At 69.9% G+C, this 19,178-nt stretch carries 14 protein-coding genes; 12 read left to right on the top strand and 2 right to left on the bottom strand.

Annotated features, from left to right (window positions below):
• The first annotated feature begins 23 nt into the window (after nucleotides 1-23).
• From coaBC to NE857_RS23340, 4 genes are all read left to right on the top strand, one after another.
• Nucleotides 24-1,256, top strand: coding sequence for a bifunctional phosphopantothenoylcysteine decarboxylase/phosphopantothenate--cysteine ligase CoaBC (gene coaBC, locus NE857_RS23355; RefSeq protein ID WP_494516879.1), 1,233 nt, complete (start codon nucleotides 24-26; stop codon nucleotides 1,254-1,256).
• 289 nt (nucleotides 1,257-1,545) lie between these two features.
• Nucleotides 1,546-2,739 carry a methionine adenosyltransferase gene (metK, locus tag NE857_RS23350; RefSeq protein WP_026116706.1) on the top strand — a complete coding sequence of 398 codons (1,194 nt, stop codon included), beginning with the start codon at nucleotides 1,546-1,548 and terminating at the stop codon, nucleotides 2,737-2,739.
• A gap of 163 nt (nucleotides 2,740-2,902) precedes the next feature.
• A complete protein-coding gene (locus NE857_RS23345) occupies nucleotides 2,903-3,565 on the top strand; it encodes a hypothetical protein (protein ID WP_254417676.1) in 663 nt (220 codons plus the stop codon).
• A gap of 140 nt (nucleotides 3,566-3,705) precedes the next feature.
• Nucleotides 3,706-4,617 carry a hypothetical protein gene (locus NE857_RS23340; RefSeq protein ID WP_254417675.1) on the top strand — a complete coding sequence of 304 codons (912 nt, stop codon included), beginning with the start codon at nucleotides 3,706-3,708 and terminating at the stop codon, nucleotides 4,615-4,617.
• Nucleotides 4,618-4,706: 89 nt separating this feature from the next.
• On the opposite strand, the gene NE857_RS23335 is transcribed toward NE857_RS23340, so the two are convergent.
• Nucleotides 4,707-5,939 carry a DUF349 domain-containing protein gene (locus tag NE857_RS23335; protein WP_254417674.1) on the bottom strand — a complete coding sequence of 411 codons (1,233 nt, stop codon included), beginning with the start codon at nucleotides 5,937-5,939 and terminating at the stop codon, nucleotides 4,707-4,709.
• Between the two features lie 471 nt (nucleotides 5,940-6,410).
• Here NE857_RS23335 and NE857_RS23330 point away from each other — a divergent pair, with 471 nt between their 5' ends.
• The 5 genes from NE857_RS23330 to NE857_RS23310 all read left to right on the top strand — a co-directional run bounded on the left by NE857_RS23330 (nucleotide 6,411) and on the right by NE857_RS23310 (nucleotide 15,434).
• The gene (locus NE857_RS23330; RefSeq protein ID WP_254417673.1) at nucleotides 6,411-7,088 is read left to right on the top strand and encodes an MBL fold metallo-hydrolase; all 678 of its coding nucleotides are present in this window, start codon (nucleotides 6,411-6,413) and stop codon (nucleotides 7,086-7,088) included.
• A gap of 219 nt (nucleotides 7,089-7,307) precedes the next feature.
• Nucleotides 7,308-9,074 (top strand): aspartate--tRNA ligase, encoded by a 1,767-nt coding sequence (gene aspS / locus NE857_RS23325; RefSeq protein WP_301184247.1) that lies wholly within the window; start codon nucleotides 7,308-7,310, stop codon nucleotides 9,072-9,074.
• Nucleotides 9,075-9,312: 238 nt separating this feature from the next.
• On the top strand, nucleotides 9,313-11,001 hold the full coding sequence (locus NE857_RS23320; protein ID WP_254417672.1) for an ABC-F family ATP-binding cassette domain-containing protein: 1,689 nt from the start codon (nucleotides 9,313-9,315) through the stop codon (nucleotides 10,999-11,001).
• An 803-nt stretch (nucleotides 11,002-11,804) separates the two neighbouring features.
• Entirely contained in the window at nucleotides 11,805-13,865 is a 2,061-nt protein-coding gene (locus NE857_RS23315) for a SpoIIE family protein phosphatase (RefSeq protein ID WP_254417671.1), read from the top strand.
• Nucleotides 13,866-13,946: 81 nt separating this feature from the next.
• A complete protein-coding gene (locus NE857_RS23310) occupies nucleotides 13,947-15,434 on the top strand; it encodes a replication-associated recombination protein A (RefSeq protein WP_254417670.1) in 1,488 nt (495 codons plus the stop codon).
• A 100-nt stretch (nucleotides 15,435-15,534) separates the two neighbouring features.
• Here the strand turns inward: NE857_RS23310 and NE857_RS23305 are convergent, their stop codons facing one another.
• Nucleotides 15,535-17,115 (bottom strand): serine/threonine-protein kinase, encoded by a 1,581-nt coding sequence (locus tag NE857_RS23305; RefSeq protein WP_254417669.1) that lies wholly within the window; start codon nucleotides 17,113-17,115, stop codon nucleotides 15,535-15,537.
• A gap of 407 nt (nucleotides 17,116-17,522) precedes the next feature.
• Between NE857_RS23305 and NE857_RS23300 the strand changes: the two genes are divergently transcribed.
• The 3 genes from NE857_RS23300 (at nucleotide 17,523) to NE857_RS23290 (ending at nucleotide 18,948) form a co-directional block, all read left to right on the top strand.
• Nucleotides 17,523-17,915, top strand: coding sequence for a DUF948 domain-containing protein (locus tag NE857_RS23300; protein WP_254417668.1), 393 nt, complete (start codon nucleotides 17,523-17,525; stop codon nucleotides 17,913-17,915).
• Entirely contained in the window at nucleotides 17,912-18,190 is a 279-nt protein-coding gene (locus tag NE857_RS23295; RefSeq protein ID WP_254417667.1) for a hypothetical protein, read from the top strand. The genes NE857_RS23300 and NE857_RS23295 overlap by 4 nt, the downstream gene beginning before the upstream one ends.
• Before the next feature lie 146 nt (nucleotides 18,191-18,336).
• The gene (locus NE857_RS23290; RefSeq protein WP_254417666.1) at nucleotides 18,337-18,948 is read left to right on the top strand and encodes a hypothetical protein; all 612 of its coding nucleotides are present in this window, start codon (nucleotides 18,337-18,339) and stop codon (nucleotides 18,946-18,948) included.
• Nucleotides 18,949-19,178 lie beyond the last annotated feature (230 nt).

The raw sequence follows: 19,178 nt of genomic DNA, 5'->3' as shown, positions 1-19,178 counted from the left end.
CGCGGCCTGGTAGAACTCCTTGTGTGAGTGACACAGAATCCGTTCCCCAGGTGGTCCTCGGCATTGGCGGGGGCATCGCCGCCTACAAGGTGTGCGAGCTGCTCCGGCGGCTGACCGAGTCAGGCCACCGCGTCCGGGTCGTGCCCACGGCCGACGCCCTACGCTTTGTCGGCGCGCCCACCTGGGCCGCCCTGTCCGGCCAGCCCGTCGAGACCGGCGTGTGGGACGAGGTCCACGAGGTCCCGCACGTGCGCATCGGCCAGTCGGCCGAGCTCGTCTTCGTTGCCCCGGCCACCGCCAACCTCATGGCCAAGGCCGCCGCGGGGCTGGCCGACGACCTGCTGACCAACACCCTCCTCACCGCCCGATGCCCGGTGGTCTTCGCCCCGGCGATGCACACCGAGATGTGGGAGCACCCCGCCACCCAGGCCAACGTGGCCACGCTGCGCTCGCGCGGAGCCATCGTCCTGGACCCGGCCGTGGGCCGCCTGACCGGTGCTGACACCGGCCGCGGCCGCCTGCCCGACCCCGTCGAACTCTTCGAGGCCGCCCGCCTGGTGCTCCGCCGCGGCGCCGCCACCGAGCCCGACCTCGCCGGCCGACGCGTGGTGATCTCCGCCGGAGGCACCCGCGAGGCCATCGACCCGGTCCGTTTTCTCGGCAACCACTCCTCCGGCCGTCAGGGGTACGCCCTGGCTCGCACCGCCGCCGCCCGCGGCGCCGACGTGACCCTGGTCGCCGCCAACGTCAGCCTGCCCGACCCCGCCGGGATCCGCCTGGTGCGTGTGGGTTCGGCCGTGGAACTGGCCGAGGCCATGGAGGCTGAACGCGGCGGCGCCGACGCCCTCGTGATGACCGCCGCCGTCGCCGACTTCCGCCCGGTCACCAGCGCCGCCTCCAAGATCAAGAAGTCCGGTGCGGCCCCCGCGCCCATCGAACTCGTGGAGAACCCGGACATCCTGGCCGGACTGGTCGAGTCGCGGAAGAAGGAGCGGACCGGACAGACGATCGTCGGGTTCGCGGCCGAGACCGACGACGTCATCGACAACGGCCGGGCCAAGCTGGCCCGCAAGGGCTGCGACCTGCTCGTGGTCAACGAGGTCGGCGGCGGCAAGGCGTTCGGCACCGACGACAACAAGGCGACCGTGCTCGGCGCGGACGGGACGGTCGTGGACATTCCCACAGGCCCCAAGGAAGACCTCGCCGACCGTGTGTGGGACCTGGTGGTCGAACGCCTGCCTGACAGGGCCTCCTGAGGGTCCCGCGGGCCCCGTTCACCAGGGCTCCAGAACGCTTCGAGCCCGTTCAGGTGAAATCCCCTCATCGCCACGCTGGATTCCTACCGCCGAGTACGACACACTTCCTTCGGGTGCCCTTGTCCAGCTGACTAGGCTGGCCACGGGGCGTCCGTCCCCACCAGTCCCGTTAGAGTGGACCAATAACCAACCGCGTCGGTCGGTATTGCCGCCCCGGCAAGCAGCCGGGGAGCGTGCGACGCCGCACCGACACATGTCAGCCAGCAGCCGCTGCAAGGAGTCACGCAACGTGTCCCGCCGCCTTTTCACCTCCGAGTCGGTCACCGAAGGCCATCCCGACAAGATGGCCGACCAGATCAGTGACGCGATCCTCGACGCGATGCTCGCCACCGATCCCGGCAGCCGGGTCGCGGTCGAGACGCTGATCACCACTGGTCAGGTCCACATCGCGGGTGAGGTCACCACCCAGACCTACGTCGACATCCCCGCCATCGTGCGCGAGAAGATCCTCCAGATCGGATACGACTCCTCCGCCAAGGGCTTCGACGGTGACTCCTGCGGGGTCAACGTCTCCATCGACGCGCAGTCCCCGGACATCGCCCAGGGTGTCGACACCGCCTACGAGGCGCGTGTCGAGCACGAGGACGACGCCCTCAACCGGCAGGGCGCCGGCGACCAGGGCCTGATGTTCGGCTACGCCAACCGCGAGACGCCCGAGCTCATGCCGCTGCCGATCAAGCTGGCGCACTCGCTCTCCGAGCGCCTGGCCGAGGTCCGCCGTGGCGGCACGGTGCCCTACCTGCGTCCCGACGGCAAGACCCAGGTCACGGTCGAGTACGAGGGCCAGACCCCGGTCCGTCTTGACACCGTGGTGCTCTCCACCCAGCACTCCGCGGACATCAACCTCGAAGAGATGCTGACCCCGGACATCCGGGAGCACGTCATCGAGCCCGTGATCGCCGCCTACGGCCTGGAGTCGGACGACTACCGCCTCCTGGTCAACCCGACCGGCCGCTTCGAGATCGGCGGCCCGATGGGTGACGCCGGTCTGACCGGCCGCAAGATCATCGTCGACACCTACGGCGGCTACGCCCGCCACGGTGGCGGCGCCTTCTCCGGCAAGGACCCGTCGAAGGTCGACCGCTCCGCTGCCTACGCCACCCGCTGGGTCGCGAAGAACATCGTGGCGGCCGAGCTGGCCGAGCGCGCCGAGGTCCAGGTGGCCTACGCGATCGGTAAGGCGCACCCGGTGGGTGTGTTCATCGAGACCTTCGGCACCGAGAAGGTGGCCCCGGAGCTGATCGAGAAGGCCGTCAAGGAGGTCTTCGACCTGCGTCCGGCCGCCATCGTGCGCGACCTGGACCTGCTGCGCCCGATCTACTCCAAGACCGCCGCCTACGGCCACTTCGGCCGTGAGCTGCCGGAGTTCACCTGGGAGAGCACGGAGCGCGCCGCCGCGCTGCGCTCGTTCGTGGGCGCTTAGGCGTCACACCCCTTTCACCCGTCGAGGACGGGCGGCCGACACGGCCGCCCGTCCTCGGTGTGTTCGGGGCTTTCCGCACGCCTTACGCCCCATTTGACTACTCTGTGTTATTAATTGTGCGCAGAAAGTCATTTGATGTGCCGCCATGCGGAGGGGGAACACCATGGCCGTGTCAGCGGCGGTGTCGGCGTTCGGGCTGGCTGCGTTGATCGCGCTGCCCGGTCAACCGCTCTCGACGGAGGAGGGGCCGGTCCTCGGGGCCGGGGCCCTGCACGTCACGGTCGAGGAGGAGCAGTCCGAGGAGCGGCTGCGCCCCGGGGATCGGGTGGAGTACACCGTCAAGGTGCGCAACGCCGGTTACGAGGCGCTGCCCGACGCTCAGGTCGTGCAGTTCCTGCCGCCCTCGATGCGCTACGTCTCCGGAGCCCCGGAAGGGGTTGAGGAGGGCGTGGCGGAGTGGGCGCAGCCCTTGGAGCCGGGAGAGCGCGCCGTCCTCACTGTGGTCGGCGAGATCACCCGGGTGCCCGAGGGCGCCGGGCAGCCGGTCTCCACCGTGTGCCTGCGCCCCGAGTCCGGCGCAGCCCTCGCCTCCTGCACCTCCTCCGTCCACGAGGTCCAGCGTGTTCTGCCCTTCGTCTGGGTGGCGGCGGGCCTGTTCATCGTGCTGTCGGCTGCGGTCGCCGTGGGCGGCTACCTGCGCTACCGGAGCACACGCAGGCCGCGTCCGGAGCCGCCGGCGCCGAGCAACCACAGCCCGGGTTCGGTGCCCAACATCCGCACATTCCCGGGTCGAGCGCCCGTCTACCAACTGGATTCCCGCCGTTAGGCGCGAAGATCGCACGGGTCGCACCCATATGGGTGCGACCCGTTTCATATGTCGGATATGGCAAGGGTTTGCCCGAGACTTTCCACGCGAGTCCGGTGTCGCGATGTGACTTTGTGTAGTCATGAGCGCACTATCTGCTTATGGATTACTGCTCTGAATACGCGCCCAAGGCGCCCAAGTCCACTGTCAGCGCCCGCAGTCTGATCCGGATGGCGGCTGTCTCCGCCAGCGCCGCGATCGTCGCTCCGTTCCTGTGGGGGATGACCCCCGCTCTGGCCGACGACACCCAGCGTGCGGACCAGTCGGTCGAGTCGGTCGTCGCGCCGTCCGCTCCCACCGCTCCCTCGGCTCCGGTGGTCGTCGAACTCCCCGATGTGGTCGCCAATACCCTGCCGGACCAGGTCCCCGCTGAGGTCAGAGCCCAGGTCGAGGCCCCGGCCGCGGTCCCTGTCGCAGAGGGCGGGGACTCGCAGAAGGGCGGGGAATACTACCCGCCTGAGAAGCCTGGCAAGCCCGGGAAGCCTGGTGAGGACGGCAAGCCCGGGAAGCCTGGTGAGGACGGCAAGCCCGGGAAGCCTGGTGAGGACGGGAAGGACGGGAAGGACGGGAAGGACGGGAAGGACGGGAAGGACGGGAAGGACGGCAAGGACGGCAAGGACGGCAAGGACGGCAAGGATGGCAAGGACGGCAAGGACGGCAAGGACGGCAAGGACGGGAAGGATGGCAAGGACGGCAAGGACGGGAAGGATGGCAAGGACGGCAAGGACGGCAAGGACGGCAAGGACGGCAAGGACGGCAAGGACGGCAAGAAGGGCAAGGACCACAAGCACAAGGACCACAAGGACCACAAGGACAAGCACGACAAGCACAAGCACGACAAGCACAAGGACCACAAGGGCAAGGGTCACAAGCATGAGGGCCCGGTCCTCGCGCAGACCGGCGCTTCGGTCGCCATCCCGGCTGTCGGCGGTGCCCTCGCCGCTCTGACCGGTATCGGCGCCATGGTGCTCGGCCGCCGTCGCGCCTCCTCGGAGCAGGACGACAACAACTAGCGCACCCGGTCACCCCGACCTGAACGCGCGAACGGGCCGCACCCCGCGAGGGGTGCGGCCCGTCAGTGTCTTCTCTTCGGGCGCGAGCCTCAGCTCATCTCGCCCAGAGCCTTCTCCGCCTCGGCCAGCCAGGAGCGGCGGGCCTCCAGGGCAGCCTCGTGCTCCTTGATCCGTCGAGCGTCGTTATTGGCTCGGGCCTTCTCCAACTTGGTCTCCAGCCCCGAGATCGCCGCCGACAGCTGGTCGACGGTGTCCTTGGCCCGGGCCCGTGCCTCGGGGTTCGTGCGCTCCCACTCGGCGTCCTCGGCCCGACGCACGCTGTCCTCGATCTGCCGGAACGCGCCCTCCAGCTGGTCGCGCATGTCGCGGGGCAGGTCCCCGGCCTCCTCCCAGGCCTCCTGGAAGTCACGCAGGCGGGCACGGGCGCGGCGCGGGTCGGTGATCCCGGGGATCTCCGCCTTGGCCTCGGCCAGGATCCGCTCCTTGGCCTCCGCATTCACCTGAAGCTCCGCGTCACGCTCGGCGAAGGTCGCGTTACGGGCGTCGAAGAAGGTGTCCTGGGCGGCCTTGAACCGGGTCCACAGCTTGTCCTCGCTGGCCCTGTCGGCCCGGCCGCTGGCCTTCCAGCGCTGCATCAGGTCGCGGTAGGCGCGGGCCGTGGGTCCCCAGTCGGTGGAGCCCGACATGGCCTCGGCCTCGGCGACGATGCGCTCCTTGTCGGCGCGCACACCCTCCCGCTGCTGGTCCAGGTTGGCGAAGTAGGCCTTGCGCCGCTTGGAGAAGGAGTTGCGGGCCGCGGACATGCGCTTCCACAGGGCCTGCTCGGTGGGTCGGTCAGCCCGAGGGGCCTTCTTCCACTCCTCGATGAGCTGGAGCATCCGCTCGCCGCCGGACTTCCAGTGCGTGGTCTCGGCCGCGACGCGCTCCGCCTCGGCGACGATCCGCTCCTTGGTCTCGCGGGCCTGGCCGCGGGCCTCCTCCTGCGCCTGCTTCTGCTCGACCTTGCGCTCTTCGGCGCGGCCGGACAGCTGGTCCAGGCGGCGGATCAGCGACTCCAGGTCACCGACCGCGTTCGCGTCCTTGACGGAGTCGCGCAGCTTGTCGATGCTGGTCATCGCGGCGGAGGCGGACAGGTCCGTGCTGCGCAGCCGCTTCTCCAGCAGCTCCACCTGGGTCACGAGCGCGTCGTACTTGTTCCGGTAGAAGGCCAGTGCCTCCTCCGGAGCACCCGCCTGCCACGATCCGACGACCCGTTCGCCTTCACCTGTGCGCACATAGACCGTGCCGTCATCGTCTACGCGGCCCCAAGGGTCCGTGGTCACCGTGTCCTCCTGCTGTCATGAACCCGACCGGTCGGGGTCGGGTTCGGGTCGTCGCGGCGGTACCGCGCCTGTTCGTGATGGGAACCACCGTGCACCAGCACGATATCCATACGTTTCGGCGGACAACGACGCGCCGTGTTTCAGATCAACGCAGACCGGGAGTTCCGCTGCCGGTCGTCGTGCCGTCGGTCGGGCTCGTTTCCCGCTCCGCGAAGGAGCGCAGGTCGAAGGCCTCGGTGTACCCGGCGACGGTGACCAATATTGCATTACCACGCGCTTTGGCAAAGAGCCCGGGCGCACCCGGTGATCGAATGGTGATCAAACGCGTTCGCCCGCGGGACCCGCCGATTGGCCCGCCCGGAACCGGCTGGGTAGGCTCTGCGGCTGAGGGACGTGCGCTCAGGCCGTGGTCGGAGGCGTTCCAGCCCCTCACCGCCAGCAGAACCACCAGGACTTAGGACGACTGCCGCCGTGCTCATCGCCGCGCTTCCCACCGGGCCCCTCTCCGCGAACTGCTACGTGCTCGCACCGGCTCCGGGCGGCGAGTGCGTCATCGTCGACCCCGGCCAGGACGCCGCCCCGCAGGTGGCCAAGGCCCTGGCCGAGCACGGGCTCACCCCCGCCGCGATCCTGCTGACCCACGGGCACTTCGACCACGTCTGGTCGGCCGCCGAACTCGGTGACCGCCACGAGGTCCCCGTGTACCTGCACGGCTCCGACCGCGGCCTGCTCACCGCGCCCGCCGCGGGGGTCGACGCCGGTTTCGCGGCTCAGCTCCAGATGCTCCTGGGCCCGGGCCCCTACCCCGAACCCGCCCGGCTGACGCAGCTGGAGGGCGGGGAGAACCTGACCCTGGCCGGGATGGAGTTCGAGGTCGAGCACACCCCCGGCCACACCCCGGGCTCGGTCGTCTACGTCACACGCACCGAGGACGGGGTGCCGGTGATGTTCGCCGGGGACCTGGTCTTCGCCGGGTCGATCGGCCGTACGGACTTCCCCGGCGGCGACGGCGACGCGATGAACACCAGCCTCGCCAAGGCCGTCCTGTCGCGCGGCGACGACACGCAGATCCTCCCGGGCCACGGCCCGGCCACGACGGTGGAGCGCGAGCGCGCCACCAACCCGTACCTGCGCGGCGTCGCGGGCTGACCACGGGCCGGAGCCTGGCCGACCCGGGGCCGGAGCGGGGATGACCCTGGGCCGGAGCCGGGCTGACCACCGGCCCTCCCGATTCAACCGGGGGACCGGGCGGCGCCGTTGGCGGTAGGATTCCAGTGTTCAAGGGGCAATGCCATGCCTGCAGCCGGGCCCGGTCTCGGGCTCCCCGGCATCCTCACTCAGCCGTGTAGTTAGTGGACTTGGTAACTCATGCATCGTTACAGGACTCATTCGTGTGGTCAGCTCCGTAAGGAGCACGTCGGGCAGCAGGTGCGCCTCTCTGGCTGGGTGCACAACCGCCGGGATCTCGGTGGCCTGCTCTTCGTCGACCTGCGCGACCACTACGGCGTCACGCAGCTCATGGCCCGCCCCGAGTCCCCGGCGTTCGAGGAGCTCAGCAGGATCTCCAAGGAGTCGGTGATCCAGGTCACCGGCCTGGTCGCCGCCCGCAGCTCGGAGAACGTCAACCCGAACCTGCCCACCGGTGAGATCGAGATCGAGGCTGCCGAGGTGGAGGTGCTCGGTACCACCGAGGAGCTGCCGCTGACGGTCTTCCCCGAGGACAACACCTCCGAGGAACGCCGCCTCACCTACCGCTTCCTGGACCTGCGCCGCGAGCGCATGCACCGCAACGTCATGCTGCGCTCGCAGGTGGTGGCCTACATCCGCCAGAAGATGACGGAGCTGGGCTTCAACGAGTTCCAGACCCCCATCCTCACCAGCTCCAGCCCCGAGGGCGCCCGCGACTTCCTGGTCCCCTCCCGTCTGCACCCGGGTGAGTTCTTCGCCCTGCCGCAGGCCCCGCAGCAGTTCAAGCAGCTGCTGATGATCGCCGGGTTCGACCGCTACTTCCAGATCGCGCCCTGCTTCCGCGACGAGGACAGCCGCGCCGACCGTTCGCCCGGCGAGTTCTACCAGCTCGACGTCGAGATGAGCTTCGTCGAGCAGGAGGACGTCTTCGAGGTCATCGAGAAGGTCATGACGGACGTCTTCCGCGAGTTCTCCACGGACTGGGAGATCACCTCCCCGTTCCCGCGGATCGCCTACCGCGACGCCCTGCAGTGGTACGGGACCGACAAACCCGACCTGCGCGCGCCGATGAAGATGGTCGACGTCTCCGAGCTCTTCGGCAAGACCGACTTCCGCGCCTTCGCGGGCAAGAAGGTCCGCGCCCTGGCCGTCCCGCAGGTCGGCGACAAGCCCCGCAAGTTCTTCGACGGCATCGGCGACTACGCCGTCGAGCAGGGCGCGAAGGGCCTGGCCTGGCTGAAGGTCGGCGAGAACGGTGAGCTCACCGGTCCCATCGCCAAGTTCGTCACCGAGATCACCGACGAGCTCCTCCAGACCCTGGGCGCCGGTCCCGGCTACGGCCTGTTCTTCTGCGCCAGCGAGGACGAGGCCGAGATCAACAAGATCATGGCCCCGGTCCGCGTCGAGGCCGCCAAGCGCGCCGACCTCTTCGAGGAGAAGGTCTACCGCTTCTGCTGGATCGTGGACTTCCCGATGTTCGAGCGCTCCGACGAGGGCCACATCGAGTTCAGCCACAACCCGTTCTCCATGCCCCAGGGCGGGATGGACGCGCTGGAGAACCAGGACCCGCTGGACATCCTCGCCTGGCAGTACGACATCGTCTGCAACGGTACGGAGCTGTCCTCCGGCGCGATCCGTAACCACTCGCCCGAGATCATGTACAAGGCCTTCGACATCGCGGGCTACGACAAGGACGCGGTCGAGGCGGAGTTCGGCGGCATGCTCAAGGCGCTGAAGTTCGGTGCCCCGCCGCACGGCGGCATCGCCCCCGGCATCGACCGGATCGTGATGCTCCTGGCGGACGAGCCCAACATCCGCGAGACCATCGCCTTCCCGCTCAACCAGAACGCGCAGGACCTGATGATGGGCGCCCCCGCGGTCGTCTCGGACCAGCAGCTGCGCGACGTGCACATTCGCACGGTGATCCCCGAGGACAAGAAGAAGTAACCGGGCAGCCCCCGGACCGCACCGCGAGGCGTCGGCCATCGGATCCGTCCGGTGACCGGCGCCTCGCTTCTATCGCCTGGATTTCCCTTCCGCCCCCTTGTTAACCTGGGCCCGTGCCGTACGTCATGTACCTCTAGAGCGAGCCAGGGCGCCCGTCCACAGCTGAGTGGTCACGGGTGCCAGACGCATGTCCTGACCCCTTCCGCGGGTCACATCGTCAGCTCGTGTCGGAGGAACATTGACTGCCCTCGAACTCAGATCAGCGCTGCCCGCCGGAGAGCGTGCCCAGCTCACCGCGACCGGCCTCCACATCGCCCGAGGCGGACGCACCGTGCTGTCCGGCGTGGACATGACCGTCACCCCCCGCTCCCGGTTGGGCGTGGTCGGTGAGAACGGCCGCGGCAAGTCCACCCTGCTGCACATCCTGACCGGGGTACTCGAACCCGACTCCGGAACCGTCCAGCGCATCGGCACGCTCGGCGTCGCCGAACAGGAGATGGAGTCCGCCGACGGCCGTACCGTCGGGGACCTGATCGACATCGAACTCGCCGACGCCCGCGCCGCCATGGCCGCGCTCGACGCCGCAGCCGAGGGGCTGGCCGCCGGGGACCCGAAGGCCACCGAACGGTACGCCGAGGCGCTGGACACCGCGGAGGTGCTGGACGCCTGGGACGCCGACCGCCGGGTCGACCTCGCCCTGGAGAAGCTGGGCGCGGTCACCGACCGGTCGCGCCCGCTGGCCGAACTGTCGGTCGGGCAGCGCTACCGAGCCAGGCTCGCCTGCCTGCTCGGGGCCTCGCACGACTTCCTTCTCCTTGACGAGCCCACCAACCACCTGGACGCCGCCGGGCTCGACTTCCTCACCCAGCGGCTGCGTGGCCACGCCGGCGGCGTGGTGCTGATCAGCCACGACCGCGCCCTGCTCTCGGACGTGGCCACGACCATGCTTGACCTGGATCCGAGCCGGGACGGCCGACCCCGCGTGTACGGCGGGGGCTTCGCGGGCTACCAGGAGGGCAGGCGCGCCGAGTGGGAACGCTGGGCGCAGGAGTACGAACAGCAGCGGGTCGAGCACGCCCGCCTCACCCAGGACCTGTCCGAAGCACAGAACCGGCTGGTCAGCGGTTGGCGTCCGGACAAGGGCACCGGCAAGCACCAGCGGGCGACTCGTGCGCCCGGGCTGGTCCGCGCCGTGCACCGCCGCCGGGACGACCTGGAGGCGCACGCGGTCACCATGCCACCGCCCCCGATGCGGTTCCGGATGCCGGAGCTGCCCACGCGGCCCGGGGTGACCCTGCTGCGCGCGGAGGAGGTCACCGTCCGCGGAAGGCTGGACCGGCCGGTCACGCTCGCCCTGGAATCGGGTGGGCGGCTGGTGGTCACCGGACCCAACGGGGCGGGCAAATCGACCCTGCTGTCGGTGCTCGCCGGACGGGTTGATCCGACCGGGGGAGCGGTGCGCACCGCGCGTACCGCCCGGGTACGGCTGCTGACCCAGGAGTCGCCGAGCACCGGGGCCGGGCGCGCCCACGGCGTGTTCGCCGCCCACATGGGGCGACTGGTCAGCCAGGGTGTGCTGGGGGAGAGCGAGACGGTCTCGCTGAGCTCCCTCGGGCTGCTCGCCGCGGCGGACCTCCGAAAGCCGCTGCATGATCTGTCCATGGGCCAGCAGCGCAGGCTCCACCTGGCGCTCGCGCTGGCGTCGCGTCCGCACGTGCTGCTGCTCGACGAGCCGACCAACCACCTGTCCATCGCGTTGGTGGACGAGCTCACCGAGGGCCTCGGCGCGACGGGCGCGGCGGTGGTGCTGGCCACCCACGACCGTCAGCTCCGGCGGGACGTCGGTTCCTGGGAACAGCTCGACCTCGGGCTGATCGAACCGGGGCCCGAACGGGTGACCGAACCGGTGGTCGAGCCGGTCGGCTAGCGACCTTCGGGGGCGCCGCGCGGAGCAGTGCGCGGCGCCCGTTGTCCGTCCGTTTGCCTGTGCGTCAAGGGCGGAAGGCAGAGGTCAGGGTTTGGTGGCTCCGCACCGCTGGCAGCAGATGTCCTCGTCCTCGGGGTTGCTGTGGGTGCAGAGCCGGCAGGTCCACTCGCACGCGGTGCCGTGGAGGAGCGATCCTGTCGCGGTTCGGGCGCGTTCAGGGTGCATGGTGAGTCCTCGGGGTGTTTGACGAGTTCTCGACTGACCAGTTCGGTGCCCGTAAAGTCCCTGCTTTGAACGTGCCACATTCGGCCAGAAAGTGAAAATAGGTGATAAACAGGCCAAAGACCCCGTCCGTAAAGGGGAAGAAGACGACACGCGGATGCGGGCGGGCCCGTCATCCCCTACCGTTGGGGGCGAATCACCCTCCCACGCCGAGAGTCGCACGTGTCCTGGAGTGAACACAGTGCATCTACGGGGCCCATTCCCATGGGGGGCTAAGTGGGGGCGGAGTGCATTTCTGTGCTGCCGAGTCACACGGGCGTAACGATTCACGCCTTGTGGTCGGTAGGGTACGGCCCCGGAGTGGAACCAGCCGTTACCCCATCACGTTGACGGACCATGAGGGATCCGTATTCGACGAGGTGGCGCAGCCGACGGAGGACGGGTGCCGAGGCATCCGGTCCGGTTTCCTGCCCGGGCCGGTCCAGACGTCGGACATTACAATGAGCCGAATCGGTACGTTCCAGGGGTGACCGCGCCTGACGCGGGTGTGACGTCCGAGCCGACATGAGGATGAGTCATACGTGAACGGAAAACGCGCTTCAGGCGATGGCTCCGAGGGTGCTCTCGCGGAGGCGTTCCGTCATGCGCCCGAGCCCATGGCGGTCACGGGGGCCGACGGCGCGATCCAACACGCCAACCACGCGTTCACCGAACTGTTCGGCCGCGGTGCCGCTGAGCTCACCGACCGGCCCTGGTTCGGACTCCTGGACCCGTCCGACACCGAACACGGTTTCCGGGCCCACCACGACGCGCTCGCCGGGAAGTGGAACCGCCGCTTCCGCCTGCGCCTGGCCGTCAGCGACAAGTCCTCCCGGCTCTCCGAGGTCGAGCTGCGGCCCTTCCCGGTCAACGGCGACGGCGCCTCTCCGCCCCGTGATTCCTCCGGGCCCGCCGTGATCGTGCTCTTCCACGTGCTGTCCACGGAAGAAGCGGATCTGCGCGTGGTCGGTGAACTGCGCACCGACAACTCCGACTCCGTCCTGTGGAGCCTGGACCTGAGCAGCGGGCGTCTGCGCGAGCTCTTCGGCCCCACCCCGCTGGGCGCGCTCCTGGCAGGGAACGACCGAGAACTCGAGCGCATCCTCGAACGCATCCACCCCGACGACACCGCCCGCGTACGCGACGCCATGGCGGCCTCCTTCGCGGGGCGGGACTACGAACAGCGCTTTCGCATCTTCGACCGCCTCGGCGACGAACGCTCCCTGCACGTGCGTGCCAGGTACGTGCCCGGCCAGCCCGACCGTCTCGTCGGGATCATCGACGACGTCACCGAGCACGTCCAGCTGGTGCGCAGGCTCGCCGACCGCCGCCGCACCGAGGCCGAGCACGGCCGACTGGTCACCGAACTCTCCGCCAAACTCGTCTCGGCCACCACCGTCGACAAGGTGATGGACCTGCTCAGCGAGGAGTTCCTGCCGATCTTCGGCGGTACCGGCGCCGCGGCCCTCTACGTCGAGGACGGCCTGCTGCGCACCTCGCCCAGCGCCCGTGAACGCGGCAACGTCTCGCAGATAGACGGCCGCCGGGCCGACGACACCGACTACCCGATGGGCGCGGTGATCCAGGACCGCCAACCCCGGTTCTTCGAGAGCCGTGCCGAGATCGTCAGCCGCTTCCCCGCCGCGGTCGAACTCATGCGCTCGGTCCGCGGCCAGGCCTGGGCCACCGTGCCGATCTTCGGCGACGGCAAGATCGCCCTCGGCGTGTGGCAGATGATCTGGGACCGCCCCCACCACGCCAGCCGCGACGAACGTGCCCTCATGCTGACCTTCGCGGGGCTGGCCGGTCAGGCGCTGCAGCGGATCAAGGCCCAGCAGGCCGAGCTGGAGCTGGCCGACGCCGTACAGCGCCGCATGCTGCCCCGCCAGGTGGCGAGCTTCCCCGACATGGACATCGCCACCAAGTACCTGCCCTCCCGCGCGGAGTGGCGGATCTGCGGCGACTTCTACGACGTCATCGAGCTGCCCGACAACAAGGTGGGCCTGCTCGTCGGCGACGTGCAGGGCCACGGCGTGGAGGCGGCCGCTGCCATGGGCCAGATCCGGGTGGCCTTCCGCGCCTACGCCACCAACCAGTCCGACCCCGGAGTGGTCCTGGGCGAGACCAACCGGTTGCTCACCGAGACCGGCGAGATCGTCTTCGCCACCTGCGGTTACCTGGTGGTGGACCGGGGGAGCGGGGTCATGCAGGCAGCCTGGGCGGGCCAGCCCCCGGCGGTGCTCGCCGCCAAGGGCGCCTACGAACTGTGGTCCCCCGAGACCGGCCCGCCCCTGGGCGTGCTCGCCGATACCGAGTACACCGTCACCACTCGTGTCCTGGCCCCGGGCACCACGCTTCTGCTGTGCTCCGACGGGCTCGTGGAGAGCTCGGAGGTCGACATGCAGGACGGGCTGGCTCAGGTCGGGGAGGCGCTCGCCGAGCACGGGGAGAACCCCAAGGCCGCCGCGCAGGTCCTGGCCGAGATGGCCCCCGCGGGCCGGGGCGACGACATCGCCCTGCTGGTCACCCGGATGATCCCGCGCGCCACGCCCCCGCCCGAGCAGGCGGAGAGCCCGGAGAACCTGTCCGTCCCCACCACCTGAGCGGTCGGGAACGCCTCCGGGGCCGGCACCGAACACCGGGAACCGGCCGGGAAAGTCCTCGCTCTCACCTACCCTGGGTGGGTGTCCGAAACACTGTTCGACGATGCCGGGGCCGAGGCCGCCAAGGGACAGGAGCCGCTGGCCGTACGCATGCGGCCGCGCTCCCTCGACGAGGTCGTGGGCCAACGCCACCTCCTGGGCGAGGGCAGCCCGCTGCGCCGCCTGGTCGAGGACGACGCGCCCATGTCCGTGTTCCTGTGGGGGCCCCCGGGAACCGGGAAGACCACCCTGGCCACCGTGGTCAGCCGGGTCACCCGGCGCAGGTTCGTGGAGCTGTCCGCGGTCAACGCGGGCGTCAAGGACGTGCGCGCCGTGGTGGAGGAAGCCAAGCGCCGGATGGGCATGAACGGCACCCGCACCCTGCTCTTCGTGGACGAGGTGCACCGCTTCAACAAGACCCAGCAGGACGCGCTGCTGCCCGCGGTGGAGAACCGCTGGGTCAGCTTCATCGGCGCCACCACCGAGAACCCCTTCTTCTCCGTGGTCAGCCCGCTGCTCTCGCGTTCGCTGCTGCTCTCCCTGGAGTCCCTGGACGACTCCGACGTCCGCGCCCTGGTGGACCGCGCGCTCACCGACGAACGCGGGCTGGACGGCCGCTACACCCTCACCGCGGAGGGCGCCGACCACCTCATCCGGCTGGCCGGGGGCGACGGCCGCCGCTCCCTGACCTACCTCGAAGCCGCTGCCCTCGTCGCCGGACCGCCCACTCGTCGCCCGCCACCACCCTCAAACGACGCCTCCGGCGCAGTGGCTTCCACTCGTCGCCCGCCACCACCCTCAAACGACGCCTCCGGCGCAGTGGCTTCCACTCGTCGCCCGCCACCACCCTCAAACGACGCCTCCGGCGCAGTGGCTTCCACGACGGAGCCCGTCGAGATCACCGCCGAGCACGTCGAACGCGCCGTGGACCGCCACGCCGTGCGCTACGACCGCTCCGGCGACCAGCACTACGACGTCATCAGCGCCTTCATCAAGAGCATGCGCGGCTCCGACCCCGACGCCGCCCTGCACTACCTGGCCCGCATGATCGAGGCGGGGGAGGACCCCCGGTTCATCGCCCGCCGCCTGGTCGTGCACGCCAGCGAGGACGTCGGGATGGCCGATCCCACCGCCCTGCAGACCGCCGTCGCCGCCGCCCAGGCGGTCGAGCTGATCGGCATGCCCGAGGCCCGGATCAACCTCGCCCAGGCGGTCATCCACATCAGCATCGCCCCCAAGTCCAACGCGGTGATCACCGCCATCAACGAGGCCCTGACCGATGTTCGCAGGGGCCAGGCCGGACCGGTCCCCGCACATCTGCGTGACGCCCACTACAAGGGCGCGGCCGACCTCGGACACGGCAAGGGCTACCGCTACGCCCACGACTTCCCCGGCGGGGTCGCTCCGCAGCAGCACGCCCCCGAGGGCCTCACCGAACGCCAGTACTACCGCCCCACCCAGCACGGGGCCGAACGCCGCTTCAGCGAGATCCTGCAGAAGATCAAGGGCGTCCTCAAGAGCGGTAGTTAGCCCGCGACCCGGTTGTGCGAACGGCCCCGGGCAGGAGATCGGCCCCAGTCACGCCAACGGCCCCGGCGTGGTGCGCCGGGGCCGGAACAGCTCCGAGAGGTCAGTCCGAGAACAGCTCGACGACCTCCACCACCTCGCGGGGGCCGTCACCCTCCTGGTCCTCGGCGAAGGTGATCTCGACGATCATCACCGGCCCCCAGATCAGGTAGTCCATGAAGTCGTTCCCGGTCAGGTCCCAGGTGCCGCGCGCCTCCTCGTCGAGGAAGACGTGCTCGGGGGCGGCACAGAACCTGGCGCACTTGACGTCGGCGTCGGGCCGGATGACCGCCTCACCGGCCTCTCCGTCCTCCTCCCACTGCTCGGACCAGGCCTCGTGGCTGGGGATGCCCTGGTTGCGGGGGATGTCGTCGTCCCGGGTGACCGGCGTGTACACCCAGGTCCGCTCCTCGACCCCGGCCTCTGGTTCCTCCTGCTCCGAGGGGTCGAAGCGCACCACCAGGGTGTTCGACTCTTCTTCGTCAGCGGCCTCGTCCTCGGGTTCGTCGGAGATCTCGTCGGCCACCGGATCGGCCTCGGCGCTCCCGCCGACCATCTGCGAGATCCCCCAGACCCCGCCGCCGATCAGTACCGCGGCCATCGAGGCCGCGCCCACCAGGAACAGGGTGCGGGTGGGGCGGCGGTTGGACATGCGCCCCTCCAACCGGATCACCTCGGGCACCCGGGCGGGCGGTTCCACCGCGTGCCACTCGCGTTCGAGGATCCGGCCGATCTCCTCGCGGCTCCCGGTGACCAGGACCTCGCCCTCCTCACCCGTCTCGGACCGCGCGGCCTCCGTCTGCCACACCGCGATGACCGCCCCGGTCACCTCCCGCAGGCTGGGCCGCTGGTCCGGGTTGGGGTCCAGGGCGCGGCTCACGACCGGGCGCAACCCCTTGGACAGGCCGTCCAGGTCGAAGGAGCCGGTGGCCACCCGCTGGGCGATCTCCTCGGGCTCGCCCGGACCGAAGGGCAGCCGTCCGGTCCCGGCGAACGCGACGACCGCACCCCAGGCGAACACGTCCGCGGCGGTGGTCGCCACACCGCCCCGGTAGCGCTCGGGGCTCAGCCAGGTGGCGCCCGAACCGCGCAGCCGCTCGGAGTCCGCGGCGATCGCGCACTCCATGATGTGCGGACCGTGCGACTCCAGGAGGATCTCGCTGGGCCGCAGAGAACCGTGCGCCACCCCACGCGCGTGCAGGGCCGAGAGCCCCTCGGCCAGCGCGGTGGCCAGCGCTATCACCTTGCCGAAACCGAGTCCGCCGCGTTTGGTCACGTAGTGGGAGAGCCGCTGACCGGCGAGGTAGGGCATGGACAGCCACGGCGGGTTCGCGTCGGTGTCGAAGGCCAGCGGGGTGACCACCCGGTGCGACTCGACCGCGGACAGGTTGCGCAGCCGCTGTGCGAGGGCGGGGTAGACGTCGGGCGACTCCAGTTCGGGGGAGCGGAGCACCTTCACGGCGATCAGACGGTCGCTCGCGGTGGGGGAGGCGGTGTCCACCGCGGCGTAGACGGTGCCCGTGGCACCTGAGCCCAGACGTCCGAGCACGAGGTAGGGGCCGATCCGTGACGGGTCGTCCGGGTAGAGAGGGGCCAGGTCCGGTGGTACCAGTACGGAGATCTCTCGGGGAGAACGAGGGCTCATGGGTGTCCTGTCGGTGCTTCTCGGCCAGCGGGGGAGCTTCGGTGTCCGGACATCGTAGTGAAGATCCCGCTCTGTAGTGATTCTCGCTCACGACCGCCGCCTGCGTCGATCCCCTCGGCCTCCACCGGCCAGGACGGAATGGACCCTTGTCGAATTCGTGACAGGTTCCGTCACGAGCCACACCGTGGCGTGCCCACGCGTCCCGGCCGAGGACGCGATAGGGTCAGCCGAAACCAGCCGCCCCGGCCCTCGCGGTGTGGGGCGGCGGACACGGCTCGGGAGCCCCGACCCGGCGCAGTCGCTGGTCCCCCGTACCCGTTTTCCGGTCCGCCGGTGCGCGCCCGAGCGCGCGCCGCGGCCGTTCGCACACCCTCGAAGCAACCCTCTATCTGCCCTACGGAGCCTTCATGCTGACCGGAGGAGAGGTCGCCGCACTCGTCGCCGCGGTGGTCTGGGCGGTGCTGGCCACGTTCCTGTGCGTGGCGCTCGTCAAACTGATCAAGCTCATCAACGAGACCACCAAGGTCGTCTCGGAACTGGGGGACCGGACCCCGCCGTTGCTGGACGACGTGGCCTCCACGGTGGAGCGCACCAACACCTCACTGGAGCGGGTCGAGGAGATCACCGCCAACGTGCAGGCCTCCTCGGAGGACGTCTCCACGATGACGGCGCTCACCAGGTCGGTGTTCACCGGCCCGCTGGTGAAGGTCGCCTCTTTCTCCTACGCCATCCGCCAGGTGCTGGGCCGCCGCAAGGCCCTGGCCGTGATGCGGGGCCGCAAACGGAAGGAGAACCGGTGATCGGCCGACTGCTCTACCTCGCCGCGGGGGCCGCGCTCGGCGGTTACGTGGTCCACCGGGTCAACCGGGCCCGCAACGCTCTGACCCCCGGCGGTATCGCCGACCGGGTCGAGGGGCGGGTCAACGAGTACCGGGGCGCCCTCCAGGAGCTCAACGAGGACCTCACCGAGGAGGTCCGGCTGCAGGAGGAACAGATGCTCCGCCGCTACGCGCCCGGGCACCGGACCCTGAGACCGGCCGACGACACACCGCGAGGACTCCCCGGCCGTGAGTAGTCGCAGTTCGCGGCGGATGGCAAAGTGCGCCGGGAACCGCGAGCGGGACGGGATCCGGTCAGACCGTCAGGTCACATCCGAGAACCACGGGCCTGTGACGTGCGTCTGTAGGGTTGATCATCCAGCCGACCGACGGAGGTAGTGCCGTGTACCCGCAGCAACCGCCCCAGGGTCCCGACGAGGGTGGCCACGACCCGTACCAGCAGGACCCGTCCGGGTATCCGGGTCAGCCCGGACCGTACGGTAACCCCGGACAGCAGGGACCGCCCGTCTACCCGGGGACCCCTCGGCAACCCGACAAGATGCCCGGCACGGCGATCACCGTGCGGGTCCTCATGTTCATCGGGGGCGCCTTCGGCCTTCTCTTCGGAGGGCTGCTCCTGCTGGTCGGCCTCGGCCTCGTCGCCGACCCCGAAACGACGCAGGAGGTCCTCCGGGAACTCCAGGACTCGGGCCTGTACATCGAGGCGGCGGAGCTCACTGCCCTCTTGGGGACCATGGGCGGCGTCATGTTCGGCTACGGCGTCATCTCCACCGCCCTCGCTTCCTTCATGGGCAAGCGCAGCGCGGTGGTCCTGTGGCTGATCGTCGTCTTCCAGGCCCTGGCGTCCGTGACCCTGATGCTCGGCCTCGTCTTCGGCGGTATCGGTCCAATCCTCCCGCTGATCTTCACGATCACCATGATCGTGCTGATGCTGGTCCCGCCCACCCGCGCCTTCTACACCCCCAGGCCGCCCACGCCCTACACCGGGTACTGACGGTCAACGCTCGGGTCGGGGGCGTTCGATTCGGGTCACCCTCCTCACGGGTGCGCCCTTCGACGGACTGATCCCGCTGATCTTCCACGGCGCCATGCTCGGCCTCATGTACTCCGCACAGGTGAAGGCCTTCCACGGGGTCCAACGGCCCTGATCACGGCCGATCCGTTCGGGATACGCCAGTGGTCGGCGGCGATAGCCTTGGAATGGCCGAGCCGCCGCCGTTGTCA

This window comes from Nocardiopsis exhalans (assembly GCF_024134545.1).
Classification (GTDB): Bacteria; Actinomycetota; Actinomycetes; order Streptosporangiales; family Streptosporangiaceae; genus Nocardiopsis; species Nocardiopsis exhalans.
This window is presented reverse-complemented; position numbering and strand designations above follow the sequence as displayed.

Excerpts from the sequence above, each read along its gene's own strand:
- aspS (WP_301184247.1), top strand. The coding sequence starts at position 7,308 with ATGCATCGTTACAGGACTCATTCGTGTGGTCAGCTCCGTAAGGAGCAC.
- NE857_RS23345 (WP_254417676.1), top strand. The coding sequence starts at position 2,903 with ATGGCCGTGTCAGCGGCGGTGTCGGCGTTCGGGCTGGCTGCGTTGATC.
- NE857_RS23340 (WP_254417675.1), top strand. The coding sequence starts at position 3,706 with ATGGATTACTGCTCTGAATACGCGCCCAAGGCGCCCAAGTCCACTGTC.
- NE857_RS23300 (WP_254417668.1), top strand. The coding sequence starts at position 17,523 with ATGCTGACCGGAGGAGAGGTCGCCGCACTCGTCGCCGCGGTGGTCTGG.
- NE857_RS23305 (WP_254417669.1), bottom strand. The coding sequence starts at position 17,115 with ATGAGCCCTCGTTCTCCCCGAGAGATCTCCGTACTGGTACCACCGGAC.